Origin of the sequence: Flavobacterium sharifuzzamanii (genome assembly GCF_003254585.1) — a bacterium.
Lineage (GTDB): Bacteria > Bacteroidota > Bacteroidia > Flavobacteriales > Flavobacteriaceae > Flavobacterium > Flavobacterium sharifuzzamanii.
Map to the genome: position 1 here is coordinate 264,414 of NZ_QJGZ01000036.1, position 16,424 is coordinate 280,837.

General features: G+C 33.6%; 17 protein-coding genes. 5 read left to right on the plus strand and 12 right to left on the minus strand.

All coding sequences use genetic code 11. From position 1 onward, the window contains the following. Window positions 1-179: 179 nt before the first annotated feature. Both DMA14_RS07865 and gcvT read right to left on the minus strand, forming a co-directional pair. The gene (locus tag DMA14_RS07865; RefSeq protein ID WP_111424317.1) at window positions 180-2,216 is read right to left on the minus strand and encodes a S41 family peptidase; all 2,037 of its coding nucleotides are present in this window, start codon (window positions 2,214-2,216) and stop codon (window positions 180-182) included. Window positions 2,217-2,415: 199 nt separating this feature from the next. Next, complete coding sequence (gcvT, locus tag DMA14_RS07870; RefSeq protein WP_111424198.1) at window positions 2,416-3,498, minus strand: glycine cleavage system aminomethyltransferase GcvT; 1,083 nt, start codon at window positions 3,496-3,498, stop codon at window positions 2,416-2,418. 374 nt (window positions 3,499-3,872) lie between these two features. Between gcvT and DMA14_RS07875 the strand changes: the two genes are divergently transcribed. The 3 genes from DMA14_RS07875 to DMA14_RS07885 all read left to right on the plus strand — a co-directional run bounded on the left by DMA14_RS07875 (window position 3,873) and on the right by DMA14_RS07885 (window position 6,233). After that, window positions 3,873-4,721 carry an NAD(P)H-hydrate dehydratase gene (locus DMA14_RS07875; RefSeq protein WP_111424199.1) on the plus strand — a complete coding sequence of 283 codons (849 nt, stop codon included), beginning with the start codon at window positions 3,873-3,875 and terminating at the stop codon, window positions 4,719-4,721. Window positions 4,722-5,080: 359 nt separating this feature from the next. Beyond that, complete coding sequence (locus DMA14_RS07880) at window positions 5,081-5,860, plus strand: HipA family kinase (RefSeq protein WP_111424200.1); 780 nt, start codon at window positions 5,081-5,083, stop codon at window positions 5,858-5,860. Continuing rightward, a complete protein-coding gene (locus DMA14_RS07885) occupies window positions 5,850-6,233 on the plus strand; it encodes a DUF3037 domain-containing protein (protein ID WP_111424201.1) in 384 nt (127 codons plus the stop codon). Before DMA14_RS07880 ends, DMA14_RS07885 begins: the two co-directional genes overlap by 11 nt. Before the next feature lie 213 nt (window positions 6,234-6,446). Here the strand turns inward: DMA14_RS07885 and DMA14_RS07890 are convergent, their stop codons facing one another. Beyond that, a complete protein-coding gene (locus DMA14_RS07890) occupies window positions 6,447-7,565 on the minus strand; it encodes a pectate lyase family protein (RefSeq protein ID WP_111424202.1) in 1,119 nt (372 codons plus the stop codon). A 245-nt stretch (window positions 7,566-7,810) separates the two neighbouring features. On the opposite strand from DMA14_RS07890, the gene DMA14_RS07895 reads away from it, so the two are divergent. Then, window positions 7,811-8,383: a Crp/Fnr family transcriptional regulator gene (locus DMA14_RS07895; RefSeq protein ID WP_111424203.1), complete on the plus strand. Its 573-nt coding sequence runs from the start codon at window positions 7,811-7,813 to the stop codon at window positions 8,381-8,383. A gap of 327 nt (window positions 8,384-8,710) precedes the next feature. Here DMA14_RS07895 and DMA14_RS07900 read toward each other — a convergent pair whose 3' ends face one another. The 3 genes from DMA14_RS07900 to DMA14_RS07910 all read right to left on the minus strand — a co-directional run bounded on the left by DMA14_RS07900 (window position 8,711) and on the right by DMA14_RS07910 (window position 10,906). Beyond that, entirely contained in the window at window positions 8,711-9,259 is a 549-nt protein-coding gene (locus DMA14_RS07900; protein WP_111424204.1) for a HutD family protein, read from the minus strand. A gap of 6 nt (window positions 9,260-9,265) precedes the next feature. Next, window positions 9,266-9,772 carry a GNAT family N-acetyltransferase gene (locus DMA14_RS07905; protein ID WP_111424205.1) on the minus strand — a complete coding sequence of 169 codons (507 nt, stop codon included), beginning with the start codon at window positions 9,770-9,772 and terminating at the stop codon, window positions 9,266-9,268. Window positions 9,773-10,078: 306 nt separating this feature from the next. Next, window positions 10,079-10,906 (minus strand): SMP-30/gluconolactonase/LRE family protein, encoded by an 828-nt coding sequence (locus DMA14_RS07910; RefSeq protein ID WP_111424206.1) that lies wholly within the window; start codon window positions 10,904-10,906, stop codon window positions 10,079-10,081. Window positions 10,907-11,161: 255 nt separating this feature from the next. Between DMA14_RS07910 and DMA14_RS07915 the strand changes: the two genes are divergently transcribed. After that, entirely contained in the window at window positions 11,162-11,557 is a 396-nt protein-coding gene (locus tag DMA14_RS07915) for a helix-turn-helix domain-containing protein (protein ID WP_111424207.1), read from the plus strand. Between the two features lie 129 nt (window positions 11,558-11,686). Here DMA14_RS07915 and DMA14_RS07920 read toward each other — a convergent pair whose 3' ends face one another. The 6 genes from DMA14_RS07920 to thrC all read right to left on the minus strand — a co-directional run bounded on the left by DMA14_RS07920 (window position 11,687) and on the right by thrC (window position 16,406). Then, on the minus strand, window positions 11,687-12,073 hold the full coding sequence (locus DMA14_RS07920) for a hypothetical protein (RefSeq protein WP_111424208.1): 387 nt from the start codon (window positions 12,071-12,073) through the stop codon (window positions 11,687-11,689). A 37-nt stretch (window positions 12,074-12,110) separates the two neighbouring features. Further along, window positions 12,111-12,542 (minus strand): hypothetical protein, encoded by a 432-nt coding sequence (locus DMA14_RS07925; RefSeq protein WP_157957688.1) that lies wholly within the window; start codon window positions 12,540-12,542, stop codon window positions 12,111-12,113. Window positions 12,543-12,684: 142 nt separating this feature from the next. Then, window positions 12,685-13,986: a hypothetical protein gene (locus DMA14_RS07930; RefSeq protein WP_111424210.1), complete on the minus strand. Its 1,302-nt coding sequence runs from the start codon at window positions 13,984-13,986 to the stop codon at window positions 12,685-12,687. Window positions 13,987-14,094: 108 nt separating this feature from the next. Next, window positions 14,095-14,481, minus strand: coding sequence for a hypothetical protein (locus DMA14_RS07935; RefSeq protein WP_111424211.1), 387 nt, complete (start codon window positions 14,479-14,481; stop codon window positions 14,095-14,097). A 14-nt stretch (window positions 14,482-14,495) separates the two neighbouring features. Then, on the minus strand, window positions 14,496-14,843 hold the full coding sequence (locus DMA14_RS07940; RefSeq protein ID WP_157957689.1) for a hypothetical protein: 348 nt from the start codon (window positions 14,841-14,843) through the stop codon (window positions 14,496-14,498). 273 nt (window positions 14,844-15,116) lie between these two features. Continuing rightward, window positions 15,117-16,406 (minus strand): threonine synthase, encoded by a 1,290-nt coding sequence (gene thrC, locus DMA14_RS07945; protein WP_111424213.1) that lies wholly within the window; start codon window positions 16,404-16,406, stop codon window positions 15,117-15,119. Window positions 16,407-16,424 lie beyond the last annotated feature (18 nt).

Genomic DNA, 16,424 nt, shown 5'->3' on the forward strand with positions numbered 1-16,424 from the left:
AAAGTTTTATTTATATAACTTTGGGAACTTTTTATTTTGTGCCTTAACCTAAAAATTTCTTTGTGTGCTTTGCATAAACCTTAGCGAACTTTGCGGTAAAAAAATCTCATCCAGTTAAACCTGAAACCTGAAACCTGAAACCTGAAACCTGAAACCTGAAACCTGAAACCTGAAACAAACTACTTAATCCCTCCATTAAATTCGTTAATAATATTTACAGCTTCGTTGAGGTATGGATTGGTTTTAAGATTATCCATCTGATATTGGTTTATCGTTTTATCATTTGGATAAGCTCCTAGAAGAAATTGATTAACACTCGAATTGTATACATCAAGTGGATTGTTTTCGTCATTAAAAGTATTGATCTCTTTCCAAAGTGCATTTAATGTTTTTTTCTGATTGAAAACTGCAGTTAATGTAAGAGGAATTTCTGCTTTTGGAGCATTTACAATCTGATCTATTTTAAGATTGATCTTTTTGATATTATCGAAAAAATAATTGTCTGATAATCTCGCCGAGCTGTTTTTAGCAATTTTGTCTATCAGATTTCGCTTCACATATGTTTTGTATTTTAAGAAAGGTTCGATGCTATCATTTTTTATAGCCGTCGGAAAATCACTTTCTTTTTGGTAAATATCTTCATAAAACTCAGGAAGCACAACATCTGGCCTTACCCCAATATATTGATGGCTTTTACCCGTTATTCTGTAGAATTTATTGATGGTTATCTTTAAGAAATCAGTGTTTTTTTCTTCTTCAAGCGGAAGAATAGTCTGCATTGTAGCTTTTCCTAATGTAGTGCTTCCTAACAAAAGTGCACGATTGTAATCTTGCATGATAGAAGCAAAAAATTCACTTGCCGAAGCCGTATTGCTATTAACCAAAACCACAATTGGACCTCTGTAAATTACCCCTTTGAAAGGATCATTAATTACAGATTTCTCCTTTTTACTGTCAATTACAATAGAAAGCGGACCATAATCTACAAACATTCCAGCCAGTTTTATGGCTTCTTCCATAGAACCGCCGCCATTGTCAATAAGGTCAATAACAAGACCTTTTATACTATCTCTCTGCAGTTTTATAACCTCACGTGCAACATCGTCGGCACAGCCTTTTCTGCTGGAGCCATCAAGATCTGCATAGAAACTCGGAATTTTTACATAACCAATTTTGCTGTCTTTGCCAATGATAAAACTGAAAACCGAATTTTCTTCATCCTTCATCATCTGTTTCTCAATATAAACATCAAAACTTTTGCCTGAATTGCGTTTTAAAGTAAGTGTAATGTGTTTGTTGCTTTCAGATAAAATCATTGATGATATAGACTCTAGAGAAGCACAAGAAACCTGAAGCGTTTCTTTCTGATTTGAAATAGAAATAATCTGATCGCCTTTTTTTACTTGTCCAGTCTGATACGCAGGGCCGTTTGGATCTACCTCATCAATAATGATTTCGTTTTTCTCGTTGAGGTTTACCGTCATTCCAAGCGATAAATGTTCTTTTGATAAAGAAGCCACAAAGCTGGTTTTAGAATCATCGCTGAAATAGGCAGTATGAGGATCAAAATACGTACAGAAAAAATTATAGAGTTTTTCTTCCTGTTTAGCATTAGTCTCTAATAATGTGCTAAAACGGCAGATTTCATTTGAAACGATTTGATTTTTAGAAGCTTGTTCAATCGATTTAAAATTCGTTTTTAAAGAATCTAAATTTTCGCTCATTTCAGCAATATCATCTAAAATCTGATAGCGCAGTTTTTTTGTCCAAACCTTCTCTATATCTTCTTTCTTTAAATAAAAAGCAAAAGATTTTTTATAAAAACGTATCGTATCTTTTTTGGTATAATCTATCGGGATTGTTTGGATCTTTTCTAAGACTTTTTTGGTGCGTAAAAGACCATTTACATATTTGGCTTTTATATCGGTAAGAAAACTGCAATCGTTCTTCAGGATTAGATCATCTAAGTTATAACGATATTTCTGAGCCAATTCATCATATTCGCTCTTAAAAAATATGTTGCGAGAAGGGTCAAGTTCGTTAATTAAGTTGTCAAAAACGAACACAGATAAACTATCATCAACTGGTTTTGGCCTTAAATGTTCTGCTTGAATAAGCGCATTTATTTTGTTTAATATTTCACAAGTTTCTGCGCTGTTCTGACCAATAGATATAGTTGATGTCAGCAAAAAAAGGAGTAGTGAAATCTTTTTCATAAATGGAAATTCATGGTTCATGATTAAAGTTACACTAATTTTTTTACAAATTGTAGTATTTTTAGCAAAATATCGACAACGAAAAGCATTTAACCGTTAAACGAATAGGCATCAAATAAATTAACCTGAATTGGTTTATTTTAAAGCAAAAAAAATGCGTTACAACCGTAACGCATTTTGTACATTATATAGTCAAAACTTATTTCTTGTAAAACGGTAATTTAACCACTTTTGCTGGAACATCATTTTTTCTGATTCTAATAAAAATATCGCTGTCAACCGCACTGTTTGCAACGGTTACATATCCTAAACCAATTCCTTTATTCATAGAAGGAGACATAGTTCCAGAAGTTACAATTCCGATTACCGCTCCAGAACCATCAACAATTTCGTAATCATGTCTTGGCACAGCACGCTCTTGCATTTCAAAAGCAATTAATTTTCTTGTAACACCAGCTTCTTTTTGCTTTTTAAGTGCCTCAGAATTAGTAAAATCTTTAGTAAATTTTGTAATCCATCCTAAACCAGCTTCAAGTGGAGAAGTAGTGTCGTTAATATCATTTCCGTAAAGGCAGAATCCCATTTCTAAACGTAAAGTATCACGAGCAGCAAGACCAATCGGTTTAATTCCGAAAGCAGCTCCAGCTTCAAAAACTTTGTTCCAGATAGCTTCAGCATCAGCATTTTTGCAGTAAATTTCAAATCCGCCAGAACCTGTATATCCTGTAGCAGAAATAATAACATCGTTGAATCCTGCAAAATCAGCTACTTCAAAATGATAATAAACAATAGCAGACAAATCAACAGAAGTCAAAGACTGCATAGCTTCAACCGCTTTTGGCCCTTGAATTGCCAATAATGAATATTCGTCAGAAAGATTCTTCATTTCAACTCCTAAATCATTGTGAGAAGAAATCCAGTTCCAGTCTTTTTCAATATTAGAAGCATTTACAACCAGTAAATACTCTTCTTCTTTCATTTTATAAATAATCAAATCATCAACAATTCCGCCTTCATTATTTGGAAGACAAGAATATTGTGCTCTTCCAATTGTCAAAGTAGAAGCATCGTTTGAAGTCACTTTCTGAATCAAAGCTAGTGCATTTGGACCCGTCAATAAAAATTCACCCATGTGTGAAACGTCAAAAACGCCGACACCATTACGAACCGTTTCGTGTTCAGCATTAACCCCTTCATAAGTGATAGGCATATTATAACCAGCAAAAGGAAGCATTTTCGCTCCTAAACCTTCATGTATGTGCGTAAGCGCAGTATTTTTCATTGTGTTGTTTTATAAAATTGTTTTGCAAATCTATTCAAAAAATATCAAATTAAAAGACCTTAAATTATAAATTTCGCAATAATTTGGAGCTATTTCCTGCTATCCGCTATATCTTTTGCTTTTTAAAGAAAAAAGCAAAAGGATGCCGCTTCAAACGAAGTTCACTGAACTCCTATAAAAAATAAAAATATAGTGAAGTAATCAGGGCTAGGGCTAACAGTTTCAAATGACGAGTTATGATTTCAATTTTTTATGTAATTTTATATAAAATCATGCTTTTCAAGTTTCGCTATGTTTATTAAAACAAGTGAAACGCCTTTATTCGTAAAGTAAAACTATGATTCTATGTGTTTAAAATTAACACCAACTAAAGAATGAAATCACCGTATTTAATTAATAAAGAAGAATTTCAGAAATTATACAAACCTGTAAATCCTCAAACCCACAAAGGAACACAAGGTCATGCGGTGATTATTGCAGGAAGTTACGGCAAAATAGGAGCAGCGGTTTTAGCTTCAAAATCCTGCCTCAAAACAGGTTGCGGACTCGTAACGACTTTTATACCCAAATGCGGTTATCAAATCCTTCAAATCTCCATTCCCGAAGTAATGACCGTAACAGATGAAAATACCAATTTTATTACTAATATTCATCTGCCATTAATTCCGCAAGCGATCGGAATTGGCCCAGGAATAGGAAAGGAGCTTGGAACACAAAAAGCGTTATTTGAGTTTTTAAGAGTTAACAAAGCTCCTTTGGTTTTGGATGCAGATGCTTTAAATATTATTTCAGAAAATTTATCTTGGCTAGAATTAGTTCCAGAAGATACCATCTTAACGCCACATCCAAAAGAATTAGAACGTTTGATAGGAAAGTGGAATTCAGAAGCCGAGAAATTCCAAAAAACAATCGCTTTTTCAGAAAAATACAAAGTCATTGTGGTCATGAAAGGCGCACCAACATACATTATCAACAGAATTTCAGTATACGAAAACACAAGCGGAAACGCTGCACTCGCAACCGCAGGAAGTGGCGATGTTTTAACCGGAATCCTCACAAGTCTTCTTGCACAAGGCTATGAACCAAAGTATGCTTCCAAAATGGGCGTCTACCTCCACGGTTTGACAGCTGATTTAGCTTTACCCAAAACAGGTTATGAATCTTTTACGGCTTCTACGATTATTAAGTATTTAGGAAAAGCTTTTTTAAGTTTAGAAGTTTAAAGCAAAAGTTATTGTAACGCAAAGTTTGCAAAGTTTTTTTTGAGTTTGCTTTGCTTTTTAAGAACACAAAGAATTATTCTCATTTTTGTCATCCTGAGCGAAGTCGAAGGAACGCAAAGATATTCCTCAAAGTTTAGTTTCTTTGTCCAGCTATTTGTATCCCTTCGACTTCGCTCATGGTGACAAGCCGAATGCATTACTATGTAATTAAAACCTTGTGAACTTAAAAAGCAAAGCAAATTCAAAAAAAACTTTGCAAACTTTGCGTAAACCTCCGCGAACTTTGCGTTACAAAAAACGTTACAAGAAGAAAAAATCTAAAATCTACAATCTAAAATCAAAAATTGTAAGTTTGTAATATGAAAAATTTCGACTTAAGAACAGTAAATGTCATGCGTTACATAACGCCACTGCGCGAAGGCGGTTCTTTACCCGCTTTAGCAGAAGCCGATGACGACTTTAAATACGTATTAAAATTTAGAGGTGCCGGACATGGCGTAAAAGCCTTAATCGCCGAATTAGTTGGCGGACAAATAGCAAAAGCCTTAAAACTACAACTGCCAGAATTAGTATTCGCAAACCTAGACGAAGCTTTCGGAAGAACCGAAGCTGATGAAGAAATTCAGGATTTACTGCAAGGAAGCCAAGGATTAAATTTAGCGCTTCATTTTTTATCAGGAGCCATTACTTTTGACCCAGCTGTAACAACCGTAGATGCTAAATTAGCTTCTCAGATTGTTTGGCTAGATGCTTATATCACAAACGTAGACAGAACTTTCAGAAACACCAATATGCTGATTTGGCATAAAGAATTATGGCTGATCGATCATGGTGCATGTTTGTATTTTCATCATTCTTGGCACAACTGGGAACAGCATGCTAAAAGTCCGTTTGCATTGATAAAAGATCACGTTTTATTGCCACAAGCCTCGCTTTTAAAAGAAGTTGATGCTGAATTTAAAGCGATTTTAACACCAGAAGTTTTAGAAGAAATTGTCAATACAATTCCGCTAGACTGGCTGCAATGGGAAGATGCAGACGAAACTCCAGAAGGATTGCGAAACGTTTATTTGCAGTTTTTAAAGACAAGATTAGAGAATTCAGAAATATTTGTAAATCAGGCGCAAAATGCAAGATAACCACTTATACGAATATGCTGTGATTCGTGTTGTGCCAAGGGTAGAACGCGAAGAATTCCTGAATATCGGAATCATTTTGTTTTGCAAAAGAGCCAAATTTATAAAGGTTTTATTTCATTTAAACAAAGAAAAAATTCAAGCCCTTTCTGCCGATTTCGACATCGAACAATTAGAATGTAATTTAACATCATTAGTAAAAATTGCAAACGGAGCAAAAGATGGCGGTCCAATTGCCGAATTTGAGATTCCAGAGCGTTTTAGATGGTTAACGGCTATTAGAAGTTCGGCAATTCAAACCTCAAGACCTCATCCTGGATTGACTCAGGATTTGGAGAAAACGATTCAGAGATTGTTTGAAGAGTTAGTTCTTTAAGAAGGTTAAAAGGGGCGGAGGTTTTTCTGTAGAGACGCACTGCAGTGCGTCTACGCTCCAATTGTCCATACTTTGTGTAAGACGCACTGCAGTGCGTCTCTACATTTAATCTTTGTGTCTTCGTGGCAGAAAAAAACAAAAAACCACGAACTACATCTCTGCAATCCGTGGTTTAAAAACTAGAAAATAACTTATTTTTAAATGTGATTTCTTTTAGAAAGAACCACAAACATTACCTCCCAAAGTAGGCCCTGCATTTGCAGAAATATCAGCTTTAACCGCAGTATTAGCCAATTTTAGGATAGAATACGGCGGAGTAAAAGCAGTTCCGCTTCCAGCTTGAGTTCCTGTTACACTTGTAAAAACATTATCAGTTGATGTAACTGCAGTAAAACCAGTCATTAATTCGATTGGATTTTTTACGCCTTCAAAAACATTGCTTTCTACGCGAATGTTTGCTTCAAATCCTGCTGCAATACATTTATTGCTTACGGTGCTGTTAAAGAAACTGTTTACAATATGCACTTGTCCAAAACGCACTCTTGGCATTCTTTCTCTACAGCCTGGAGCCCACCAGCATCTTGCAAAAGTGATTCTCAATTTTCCGCGATCAGCAGTTGCGCCATCGCTTGAACCAATTAAATTTGAATATCTATGATCATCTGATCCTCCAGAACCGCCCGCTTTTGGAGGTTTTAGATAATGAAATTTAGTGTACGTAACCGAAATATAATCTGATTTGTTTTTGATGTCAAAGTTTCCGTCAACGCCATCTCTAAATTCGCAGTGGTCAATCCATACGTTTGTACATTCGTCTAGAACAGCATTATCCCATCCGTCAGTATCATAAGCGCCAGGACCTTCAAAAATCAAGTTTCTGATGATGATGTTTTTACATCTTTTGATGTTGAAAATTCCAGAACCATCTTTAGTTTGGTCAGTAGAAACTAATTTTGCGCCGCTTGCGCCATAAATAGTTTTTCCAGTTTGATCCTGAAAAGACAATCTAGCTGTAATTGTAATTGTTCCAGAAACCTTAATCACTTTTACAGCCGTGTTTTCTACAGCCGATTTTAGTTGAGCGTAAGTGGTAACTGTAGTTTCGGCTGCAGAACCTCCTCCGGTTGTTCCTCCGTTTTGAGAAGCCCATCCAGGAACCTCAGCGCAGTTTCCGATTTTAGCAGTCGGATTGGTTGCAGAAGCATCAATCGCTGTTTCGTTTGTTGGTTGAATACTTGCTTCTGTGTTTGAAGCGATTTCTTCAGAATTACATGCAGTAAATCCGAAAATCAATGCTGCAGCGAACATTGAAAGTGTTGATTTTAAGTTCATAATTAAAGTTTGGTTATTTAATAAGTTAACAACGCAAAACTCAATATTATTTGTAGGAAAAAAGTTGAACAAGTTCAAACTTTTATAAAAAAATCTATTAAATATGTTTTTTTAACACTTCTAAATTTACAAAAATGCATTTTATGTTTATTTTTACGTAATCGATTACATTAATTTAAGCCCTTAATTAATAATGAGTTGAAAAAACAAATTTAGACCTCACAAAAAACCACAAAAACCACAAGATGTACAACCTACTACGAGCAAACATTGAGCGAAAGATTCCGCTCACAGATGAAGAATGGGATATTATTGTCTCAAAAGCAGAACGCATTAAACTTAAAAAAAATCAATTCTTACAAGTCCAGAATTCAAACAGCAGTTACGAAGGATTTATTTTGAAAGGATCATTCAAAACCTACATTTTAAATGAGAACGGAACAGAAACCGTCATTTTCTTCTCATTCGAAAATGAATGGATTTGCGATTTGGAAAGTTTCTACCATCAGAAACCGACAACATACAACATTAAAGCCATCGAAGACAGCGAAATAGTAGTTATTAGCAAAATGCAAAAAGCGTATCTGTTTGCTATGATTCCAAAACTCATAAAGTTTCATGTCTTAATGATTGAACGTGCCAATGTTGCCATTCAGCAAAGGCTTTTAGATGTTCTGCATAAAACCTCAAAACAGCGTTATTTGGATTTTAAAGAGCGTTATCCGCAAAAGGTAAGTTCTATAAATAATAAGAATTTGTCTTCGTACTTGGGTGTTTCACACGAGTTTCTTTCGAAGATTAAGAGAACGGTTTCTTAGTTTTTGAGGTTCAAAGGTGCAGAGATTCAAAGGTACAAAGGTTTTTCTGTAGAGACGCATTGCGGTGCGTCTCATGTTGCTTAAAAAAAATCTCGCAATCCTGATGGCTATCGTGAGCAGAGGCGCAAAGTTTTTATCTCAAAGTTATACGCAATCTTGTCATTTCGACGAAGGAGAAATCTTCGCAAGTAACTCCGCAATGATAATCCAATCTTTGTCGAGCTTCTCGCGAAGATTTCTCCTTCGTCGAAATGACAAACTGTATGGGAACTTTATATAAAATCTTCCCGCCTCTGCTCTCGATAGCTATCGGGATCGTGGCAAGAATTAAAAATCCAACGCCCCAAAAAGGCATTCAGTAGAAAAATGAAGACTTACATTTTCCTTTTCTTCATTTTCAACAACCAATGCATCATAAGGTTCTAAATGGTACGGCTTCTCATTAATTGTAATAATTGTTGAATGCAAAGAAAATAAAATCACTATTTCAGCATTACAATTCTGATTGCCATTTGCTATTTCCAGTTTATGATTGGATATTTTCTCAGAAACCATCCAATTAAAATCAGTGCCTTTGGTGAAAGAAGTTACTTCATCATCTGAATTAAATTCCATGATTTCATACTTCTCGTATGCCTTTTTTTCTTTGTTTATCTCAACATCTAATTCGTTATCAAGCATAACCAAATATCTGTGATAGCCTTTAAATTTGGTAAACTCTGAAGGCACTTCCTCTATTGTAGCACTGCTTATTCTAAACCCAAAATCTCTATCAGCATAAATTGCGGTTTTTGGATAGATTATATATTCATATGTCAATCCGCCACTCCAAATAGAGGGGTTAGTGCTTTTTTTAGTGAGAAGGCTAATATTCATTTTTAGTTAAATCTTTTTCTCTAAATAAATAAACTCCAAAGGAACTTCAGAAACTGTAGTATGAATTTCACTTTCAGGGAAAGCTTCACGTTTTCCTGTATCTACATAACCGTGACGTTTGTACCATGCCACAAGCTCTTCACGAACAGAAATTACCGTCATGATAATACTTGACAATCCTAGAGATCTTGCATGATTTTCGGCTTCAGCCAACAGTTTTTTTCCGATTCCGCTGTTTTGAAGTTCTGGCGAAACGGTAAGCATTCCTAAATACAATTGATGTCCTTTTTCAACCAATAAAACCGAACCGATGATCTTGTCATTCTCTGTAAATTTCAGAATTGTATTTTTTGGATCAAGAAAAATTTCAGTCATTTCCTGTTCGTCGGTTCTTTTTCCTTCTAGTAAATGCGCTTCGGTTGTCCAGCCTTTTTTAGAAGTTTCACCTCTGTATGCTGAGTTTATTAAGATAGTTAATGCTGGAATGTCTTCTATCGTTGCTTTTGTAATCATGTTAAGCTGATTGTATTATGAATATAAATGGTTTCCAGTCTTAAATGGAAAAATATTTGAATTGCCTCCAGCTTTAGCTGGAGAAGCAAAATTACATTAGAAAATGGCTTTAGCCTAATCTTTTGAGTTTTTTGGCTAAAGCCGAATCTTGTTCAAAAAGTAAACCTCCAGCTAAAGCTGGAGGCAATTGAAAATTTTGATTTTTTTGTAATATTTTAAAGTTTATTAGTCATAAACATGTTCAATTATTCATTGGGCTTCTAAAATTGATAATCTAAAAAGGAAATACAGCCTTTTATTATTGTTTTATTTAAGCGAATATGCAGCTATGGTTTTTTTGAAAAGAGAAGGCACATAGACTATTTTTTTCTCTTTGTCGAGTCCTATATCAGCTGTGTAATATTCTTCTTTTCTGGTATCTGAAAGAATTTCTTTTGAGCCATCTTTATTTACATAATAAATAACTCCAGTCCAGCAGCTCACAATAAACGCATTGTCTGCTATTGGCTCAATTCCATCTGTGTTTTCATCCATGCCTTCTGCCAAAAGTTGTTTGTTCTTTTTAGAATCTATTTTGTATAATGATCCACTGTCTAAAAAATACAAATCAGTATCTATAAATTTTAGGCCATTAGGTTTGTTTAGGTTTTCTAAGTAAACAGTTGCAATCTCATTTTCTAATTTGAAAATTTTACCCACTTTTGGGTCTGAAACATAAACAACTCCTTTTTTATCAACAGTCACATCGTTTAATATTTTGGCAGCATCAACGGTTATTTTTTTGAGTATTTTTTGTTGTTTGATATCTATAATTACAATTTCTGTTAGGTCGGCTACAAATAACTTATTCTTGAATTTTGCCATTCCTTTTGGAGCATTTAAACCTGATATCCAATTTAAATTAATGATTTTTCCATCGACAGTTAATTTTCCTATGCTTCCTTTTCCGTCACGTTCAGCCGGCGAACCATCCATTAAAGAAGTGTATAAAATCTGATCTGTTTTGTCGAATAATACAGATTCAGGAATTGGCAAAATACTATCGGTTATCCAAATTCTATTTAAAGAATGTTGAGCAATACTCGAAAAACTTATTATAAATAGCACTAAAACATAATAAACATTTTTTTTCATTTTGATTGGCTTTTGAATTTATTTGTGTTTACGAATTGGACGCAGATTTAACGGATTCGTTATCACGAAGACGCGGATTAATACGGATTTTAAAATTGTAAACCGTGTAAATCGCTCCCGATAGCTATCGAGATTGAAAAAGTAAATCTGTTTAATCTACGTTCAAATATATAATTGAAAAGCGTATCTTACAAAAACAACTTTGTTTTTTACAGGAATTTATTTTTATTTAAGAATTTTAAATATCTTTGAATTATGAGTACAGCAACAAAACCAAAACATATCGGCAGAAATATAAGCCGTATCAGAGAGCTTAAAGATATGAAGCAGGATGCACTGGCATTGGCTTTAGGCATAAGTCAGCAGATGGTTTCGAATATTGAAAACAGCGAAACGGTTGACGAGCAAAGATTAATTGAGATTGCAAAAGCCCTTGGAGTTTCTGTTGAAGCAATTAAAAACTTTTCGGAAGAAGCGGTTTTTAATATTATTGGAAATACCATTCAAGATAACGGAACGCTTTCAACTGTAACAGGTAATTACAATTGTACTTTTAATCCTTTAGACAAAGTTGTTGAACTTTACGAACGTTTGGTGCAAGCTGAAAAAGATAAGGTTGAGTATTTGGAGAAATTATTGAACGGGAAGTAAACGTTTTGAAGATATATTAAATTGAAAAGAGACCTTTGATGAGGTCTCTTTTTTTTTGTTCTTTTGATTACTTAATTGCTAGAGTTAACGGGGCAATTAATATCTTAATTTAACCATTGGCAATATTCTTTAAAATATCCTAGACACCATTCTGTCTTCTTCTTTTCCCCATTGTACTTGCCAAGTTCTGCCGTCTATTTGATCTAGTAGAATAAAGTTGTAAATGTTTGTTGTTGGATAAAGGAAAAATCTTCCATTTTTTTCTTGATCTTTATTTACTTGAGAAATATCAGAAAGTATATTTTCAAATCTATATTTACTATCCGTACCCCATTGAACTTGCCACATTTTTCCATTTTTTGTATTCAATTTGATGAATGTATACATATTCCTCGTAGAAAAAAGTCTATACTCAACTGTACTATCTGTAGAAATATTTTGAGTAGGAACATCTGATTGAGCCAAAGCTGTAATTGATGTTAAAACAATAATTATAAAAAATAAGATTCTTTTCATATCATGAATTTAAATTTGTTAAACAGCAATATTCGATTTATTTTTTAATTAAAATTCCTTCACTTTCGGTTTGTTGTAATTGATTTAAATACGTTTTTCGAAATGATATTTTTTTTCCTTGTGAAGTTATTTCAAAAATTGTTGATCCTAGATTTTTATATCCATCAAACACGCCTACAGCAACCGAATCGCCAGTTTTATTCATTTCTTTAATATCACCACTAGTTTTTTTCCAATTTTTATCACTACAAACAATTAAAGTTTTTTCGGAGCTTAACACGAAAGTTTTGAATTTTCCTTTTGCAATTGTTCCACTAACCCTTTTCTCAGAATAATTATGACTTTTCATATCAAATGTATATATGCCTTCATTTACGGAATCGGTTTGATATTTTCTACCAGTCAAGATTGATTCAGATTTGCAACTAATCAAGATTGAAAGTAGAAGAAGTAAAATATATTTATTCATCAATTAAGAATTCGTTTGTTTATTCTATTTTTGGTTGCAAGCTAATTCCTCCTTGCGAGTGTTTCGCTCGCGAACAAGAAATTAAAAAACAATGGGAACGTTCACGAGCGGGACGATCGCGCTAGCGGGGGAAGGAAAATAGTTATATTTCTTCTTCTTCTTCTTTCTCTTTCAATTGTGATTTTGTTTTAATTATGGTTTCAATTTTTTCTGAACCATCTTTCGCTATTGAAATAAATTTTTCTTTTAAGTCTGGTACAATATCCATTGCCTTTAAAAAAGCAGGAGAACTTAATAACTCTTGCCAAGGACTACCGTGATTTTCATTCTCAACTAATCTTAAAGGAGCTTCTTCAAGTCTTGATAATGCAGAACTAAAAAGTCTAGCTTCGAATGCTTCATCAATTCTTGAAGCTTCTTTACGATAACCTTCATACGCTTTTGCTACAGATGATTTAAATGCATAATCTTCAGCTAACCTAAATCTTTGGTTTATTTGCTTTGTAGCGATCCAAGCGAACCAGATGGGTGCAGCCAAAGCAAGAATTGATAATGTAATGTCAATCCAAATTATTCCCCAATTAGGATTGGAGTCTTTTAATGCTTTTGTTAAAGTTTCAAATCTTGAAGTGCCAATTAGACTTCCTGCAGCTAAAGTTAGAATTAGGCCAACAACCCAAATCCACATTGTGTTAGAAAGTTTATTTGCTCTTTGTTCAAATGATGAAGCTAAACCTTTAGTTGTTGTAATTCTATACGCTTCTTCGCATTGTTCAACTAATAAATCAGTTTCTTTTTTCTTATCTAATATGTTATTTGATAATTCTTGAATATCTGTATGGTAAGTTTCAATTTTGCCAAATAGTTTTGCAGAATCACTTGAAAACACATCAACTTTTTTTCTTGCTTCTTTTAAACTTTCTAAATCAGTAGGTAGGGATTCAGCAGCTTCAGTTGCATTTTGAATCAATTTAATTTGTGATTCAATTTTTAATTTATCGGGAACAATATTATCAATTTCAAGTTGTATTGATCGAAGTTTTCTGGTAAGTTGTGTTGGCAACGCTTTATTATCTTGTAAAACTTCCCAACTAAAAATCGGTTCAATAATAATATTAATCCATTGGATTAATGCCATATAAGATTGAATTGCATTAACGCAGTTTGAATTGAACATTTGAGGAAGCGTGTGTGTTTTTAATAGTTGAATTTTCGCAGGAATTAATTCAATTAGTTTAGCTAAATTTTCATCTATTTTATCTGGATTTAACTTTTTTATTTTAGTTGAAATATCACTTGCTAAATTTGCAACATCTAAACGATTTAATGCTGGACAATTCCAACCAAACTGTTCTGTTAAAGTTTGATTACTTGAGGAAGCAGCTAGAATATCGTTTGCTAAATCATCTAAAGAATCACATAATTCTTGTAAAGTTGAATTCATTTTATTATTGTTTTGGTGTTACTGATTTTATATAAAATTCAATTTTCGCAACTAACCTGTACTTTCAATTTTCCTGCGATGCTAATTACGCCCAACGTTACAGTGCTTTTATTTATTAAGTATCGGACATTCGCCAAAAATTGATTTATAATTACCAATTAATTCTCTTTCTCTAAATAATGGATTTTCGCAAATCTCAAAGTCAAAGTATAGTTTGTGATCGGCTAGAATTTGCTGAATGATTGGAAGTAATCTATACTTTAATGCACCACTATGATTTGTAGTGTTAGAATTAGATCTGGAAGTCGCTAGAAAATTATATGCTCGTTTTCTTAAAGTTTGTCCAGAAGTTTGTCCAATATAAAGCAAACCCGTGTTATCAATTTTCGCAAATCTATTTATAGAAATTGGTAATTTATTTCTCAAAGCAAAAATTCTATAGACTCCAGCTTTTGAAGGAATTTGGATTAAATTTTCCATTGTTAATTCAATCATATTTCTTGATTTAGCTAGTAAAGAGAATCCAAATAGAATACAACATCGTTTGGGACCATTTCAAATTCGTCTGCTTCTTTGTTATAGATAAATTCAACAGACTTATTATTACGTAACTGTATATTATCTGAACTTCTAGAATCTTCTACAAACTTAACCCAAACTCTTGCCGTTGCTATGATTTTGGTAACGATTATTTTGTCACGATCTTCATTTTCTTCGTCTATTTCAAAAGCTAATATATTTAAAGTTTCAACAGAATCGATCAGACGTCCATTCTGATTTTTATAATTGTCTAATAATTTTCCTTTAATGACTTCTCTCAAATCGTTAACAATTTTTTCTGAATCTTTTTTTCTCATAATATTAGTTATTAGTTGGTTTTTAGCACAATGTTTTAGCATTGGCTATAACTCATTTATATGCGAACAAACCTTTGCATTACCTAAAATTGGATGGATAAGCGAAGTTCTGTTTCGTTTTCTTGCTTTTCAAATATATGTATTTTTTCTTGCCAATTTTTACGGATTTCCTTACTTGCTATTTTTATTTATTAATTCAAAATAATTAATGATAAGCCAATAAAAAAGCGAGCAAAAATGTTTTACTCGCTTTAATCATTTATTATATGTTTTTTAATCTAAGAAAGCTTTCAATTCCTCATAAGTCCCAATCTTCACACTAACTTTCTCCTCATTAATAACACTCTCAATTTGAGCAGGAATAGGAAGTGTAATTCCTAAAGCAGGTTCGACAACATCTAAGAATTTAATAGGATGTGCCGTCTCTAAGAAAATACCAATTGCGTTCGGGTGTTTTTCAAGTTCTTTTTTTAAACCTAAATAACCAACAGCACCGTGTGGTTCTGCAATATAACCGTCTGTTTTGTAGATTTTCTTTAGCGCTTCAAGCGTTTCTTCATCAGTATAACTATAAGAAGAAAAGTCTTTTTCGAAAGCTTTTAAGTCATTGTTGTACAATTCCTGAATTCTAATAAAGTTACTTGGGTTTCCAACGTCCATGGCGTTTGAGATTGTTGCTTTAGAAGGTTTTGGGTCGTATTTTCCGTTTTCTAAGAATCTTGGTACGGTGTCGTTTACGTTTGTAGATGCAACGAAATGTTCAATTGGCAAACCTAATTTCTTTGCCATAATTCCCGCACAGATATTCCCAAAGTTTCCGCTTGGGCAAGAGAAAACTAAAGGTTTGTTTTGGCTTTTCAACGCTTTGTAAGCAAAGAAGAAATAAAACATTTGCGGTAACCAGCGCGCAATATTAATAGAATTCGCCGAAGTCAGATTTTTATGCGCTAAAGTTTCATCTAAAAATGCTTTTTTCACCATATCCTGACAATCATCAAAAACACCGTCAACTTCAAGTGCTTTAATATTTTGACCTAAAGTAGTCAATTGTTTTTCCTGAATATCGCTCACTTTTCCTGACGGATATAAAATGACAACATCAACACCGTCAACGCCAAGAAATCCGCTTGCAACAGCTCCGCCTGTATCTCCAGAAGTTGCTACTAAAACGGTGTTTTTAGAGTCTTTTTTGTCTTTATTGAAACAACCCAAACAACGCGACATAAAACGTGCTCCAACGTCTTTAAAAGCCATTGTTGGTCCGTGAAATAATTCTAACGAATAGATTCCGTTTTCGACTTTCACCACCGGAAAATCAAAAACTAAAGTTTCGGCAATGATTTCTTTTAGTGTTGAAGCTGGGATTTCATCTCCAACAAATTGTTTAATCGCTTCAAAAGCGATTTCTTCGTGGCTTAAACTTTCGATTTTATCAAAAAAAGAAGGATCAAGCGGTGTAATGCTTTCTGGGAAATATAATCCTTTGTCAGTTGCTAATCCTTGTATAACAGCTTCCTGAAAAGAAACTTTTGGGGCATTATGGTTTAAACTGTAGTATTTCATTGGTTGTTTTTTATTTAA

What these genes read in the sequence shown, in the direction of transcription:
- DMA14_RS07905 (WP_111424205.1), bottom strand. Translation starts at nt 9,772, where the DNA reads ATGATTACAAAAGCAACGATAGAAGACATTCCAGCATTAACTATCTTA.
- DMA14_RS07875 (WP_111424199.1), top strand. Translation starts at nt 3,873, where the DNA reads ATGAAATCACCGTATTTAATTAATAAAGAAGAATTTCAGAAATTATAC.
- DMA14_RS07895 (WP_111424203.1), top strand. Translation starts at nt 7,811, where the DNA reads ATGTACAACCTACTACGAGCAAACATTGAGCGAAAGATTCCGCTCACA.
- DMA14_RS07910 (WP_111424206.1), bottom strand. Translation starts at nt 10,906, where the DNA reads ATGAAAAAAAATGTTTATTATGTTTTAGTGCTATTTATAATAAGTTTT.
- DMA14_RS07885 (WP_111424201.1), top strand. Translation starts at nt 5,850, where the DNA reads ATGCAAGATAACCACTTATACGAATATGCTGTGATTCGTGTTGTGCCA.
- DMA14_RS07925 (WP_157957688.1), bottom strand. Translation starts at nt 12,542, where the DNA reads ATGAATAAATATATTTTACTTCTTCTACTTTCAATCTTGATTAGTTGC.
- DMA14_RS07865 (WP_111424317.1), bottom strand. Translation starts at nt 2,216, where the DNA reads ATGAAAAAGATTTCACTACTCCTTTTTTTGCTGACATCAACTATATCT.
- gcvT (WP_111424198.1), bottom strand. Translation starts at nt 3,498, where the DNA reads ATGAAAAATACTGCGCTTACGCACATACATGAAGGTTTAGGAGCGAAA.
- DMA14_RS07890 (WP_111424202.1), bottom strand. Translation starts at nt 7,565, where the DNA reads ATGAACTTAAAATCAACACTTTCAATGTTCGCTGCAGCATTGATTTTC.
- DMA14_RS07940 (WP_157957689.1), bottom strand. Translation starts at nt 14,843, where the DNA reads ATGAGAAAAAAAGATTCAGAAAAAATTGTTAACGATTTGAGAGAAGTC.
- DMA14_RS07930 (WP_111424210.1), bottom strand. Translation starts at nt 13,986, where the DNA reads ATGAATTCAACTTTACAAGAATTATGTGATTCTTTAGATGATTTAGCA.
- DMA14_RS07920 (WP_111424208.1), bottom strand. Translation starts at nt 12,073, where the DNA reads ATGAAAAGAATCTTATTTTTTATAATTATTGTTTTAACATCAATTACA.
- DMA14_RS07935 (WP_111424211.1), bottom strand. Translation starts at nt 14,481, where the DNA reads ATGATTGAATTAACAATGGAAAATTTAATCCAAATTCCTTCAAAAGCT.
- DMA14_RS07915 (WP_111424207.1), top strand. Translation starts at nt 11,162, where the DNA reads ATGAGTACAGCAACAAAACCAAAACATATCGGCAGAAATATAAGCCGT.
- thrC (WP_111424213.1), bottom strand. Translation starts at nt 16,406, where the DNA reads ATGAAATACTACAGTTTAAACCATAATGCCCCAAAAGTTTCTTTTCAG.
- DMA14_RS07900 (WP_111424204.1), bottom strand. Translation starts at nt 9,259, where the DNA reads ATGAATATTAGCCTTCTCACTAAAAAAAGCACTAACCCCTCTATTTGG.
- DMA14_RS07880 (WP_111424200.1), top strand. Translation starts at nt 5,081, where the DNA reads ATGAAAAATTTCGACTTAAGAACAGTAAATGTCATGCGTTACATAACG.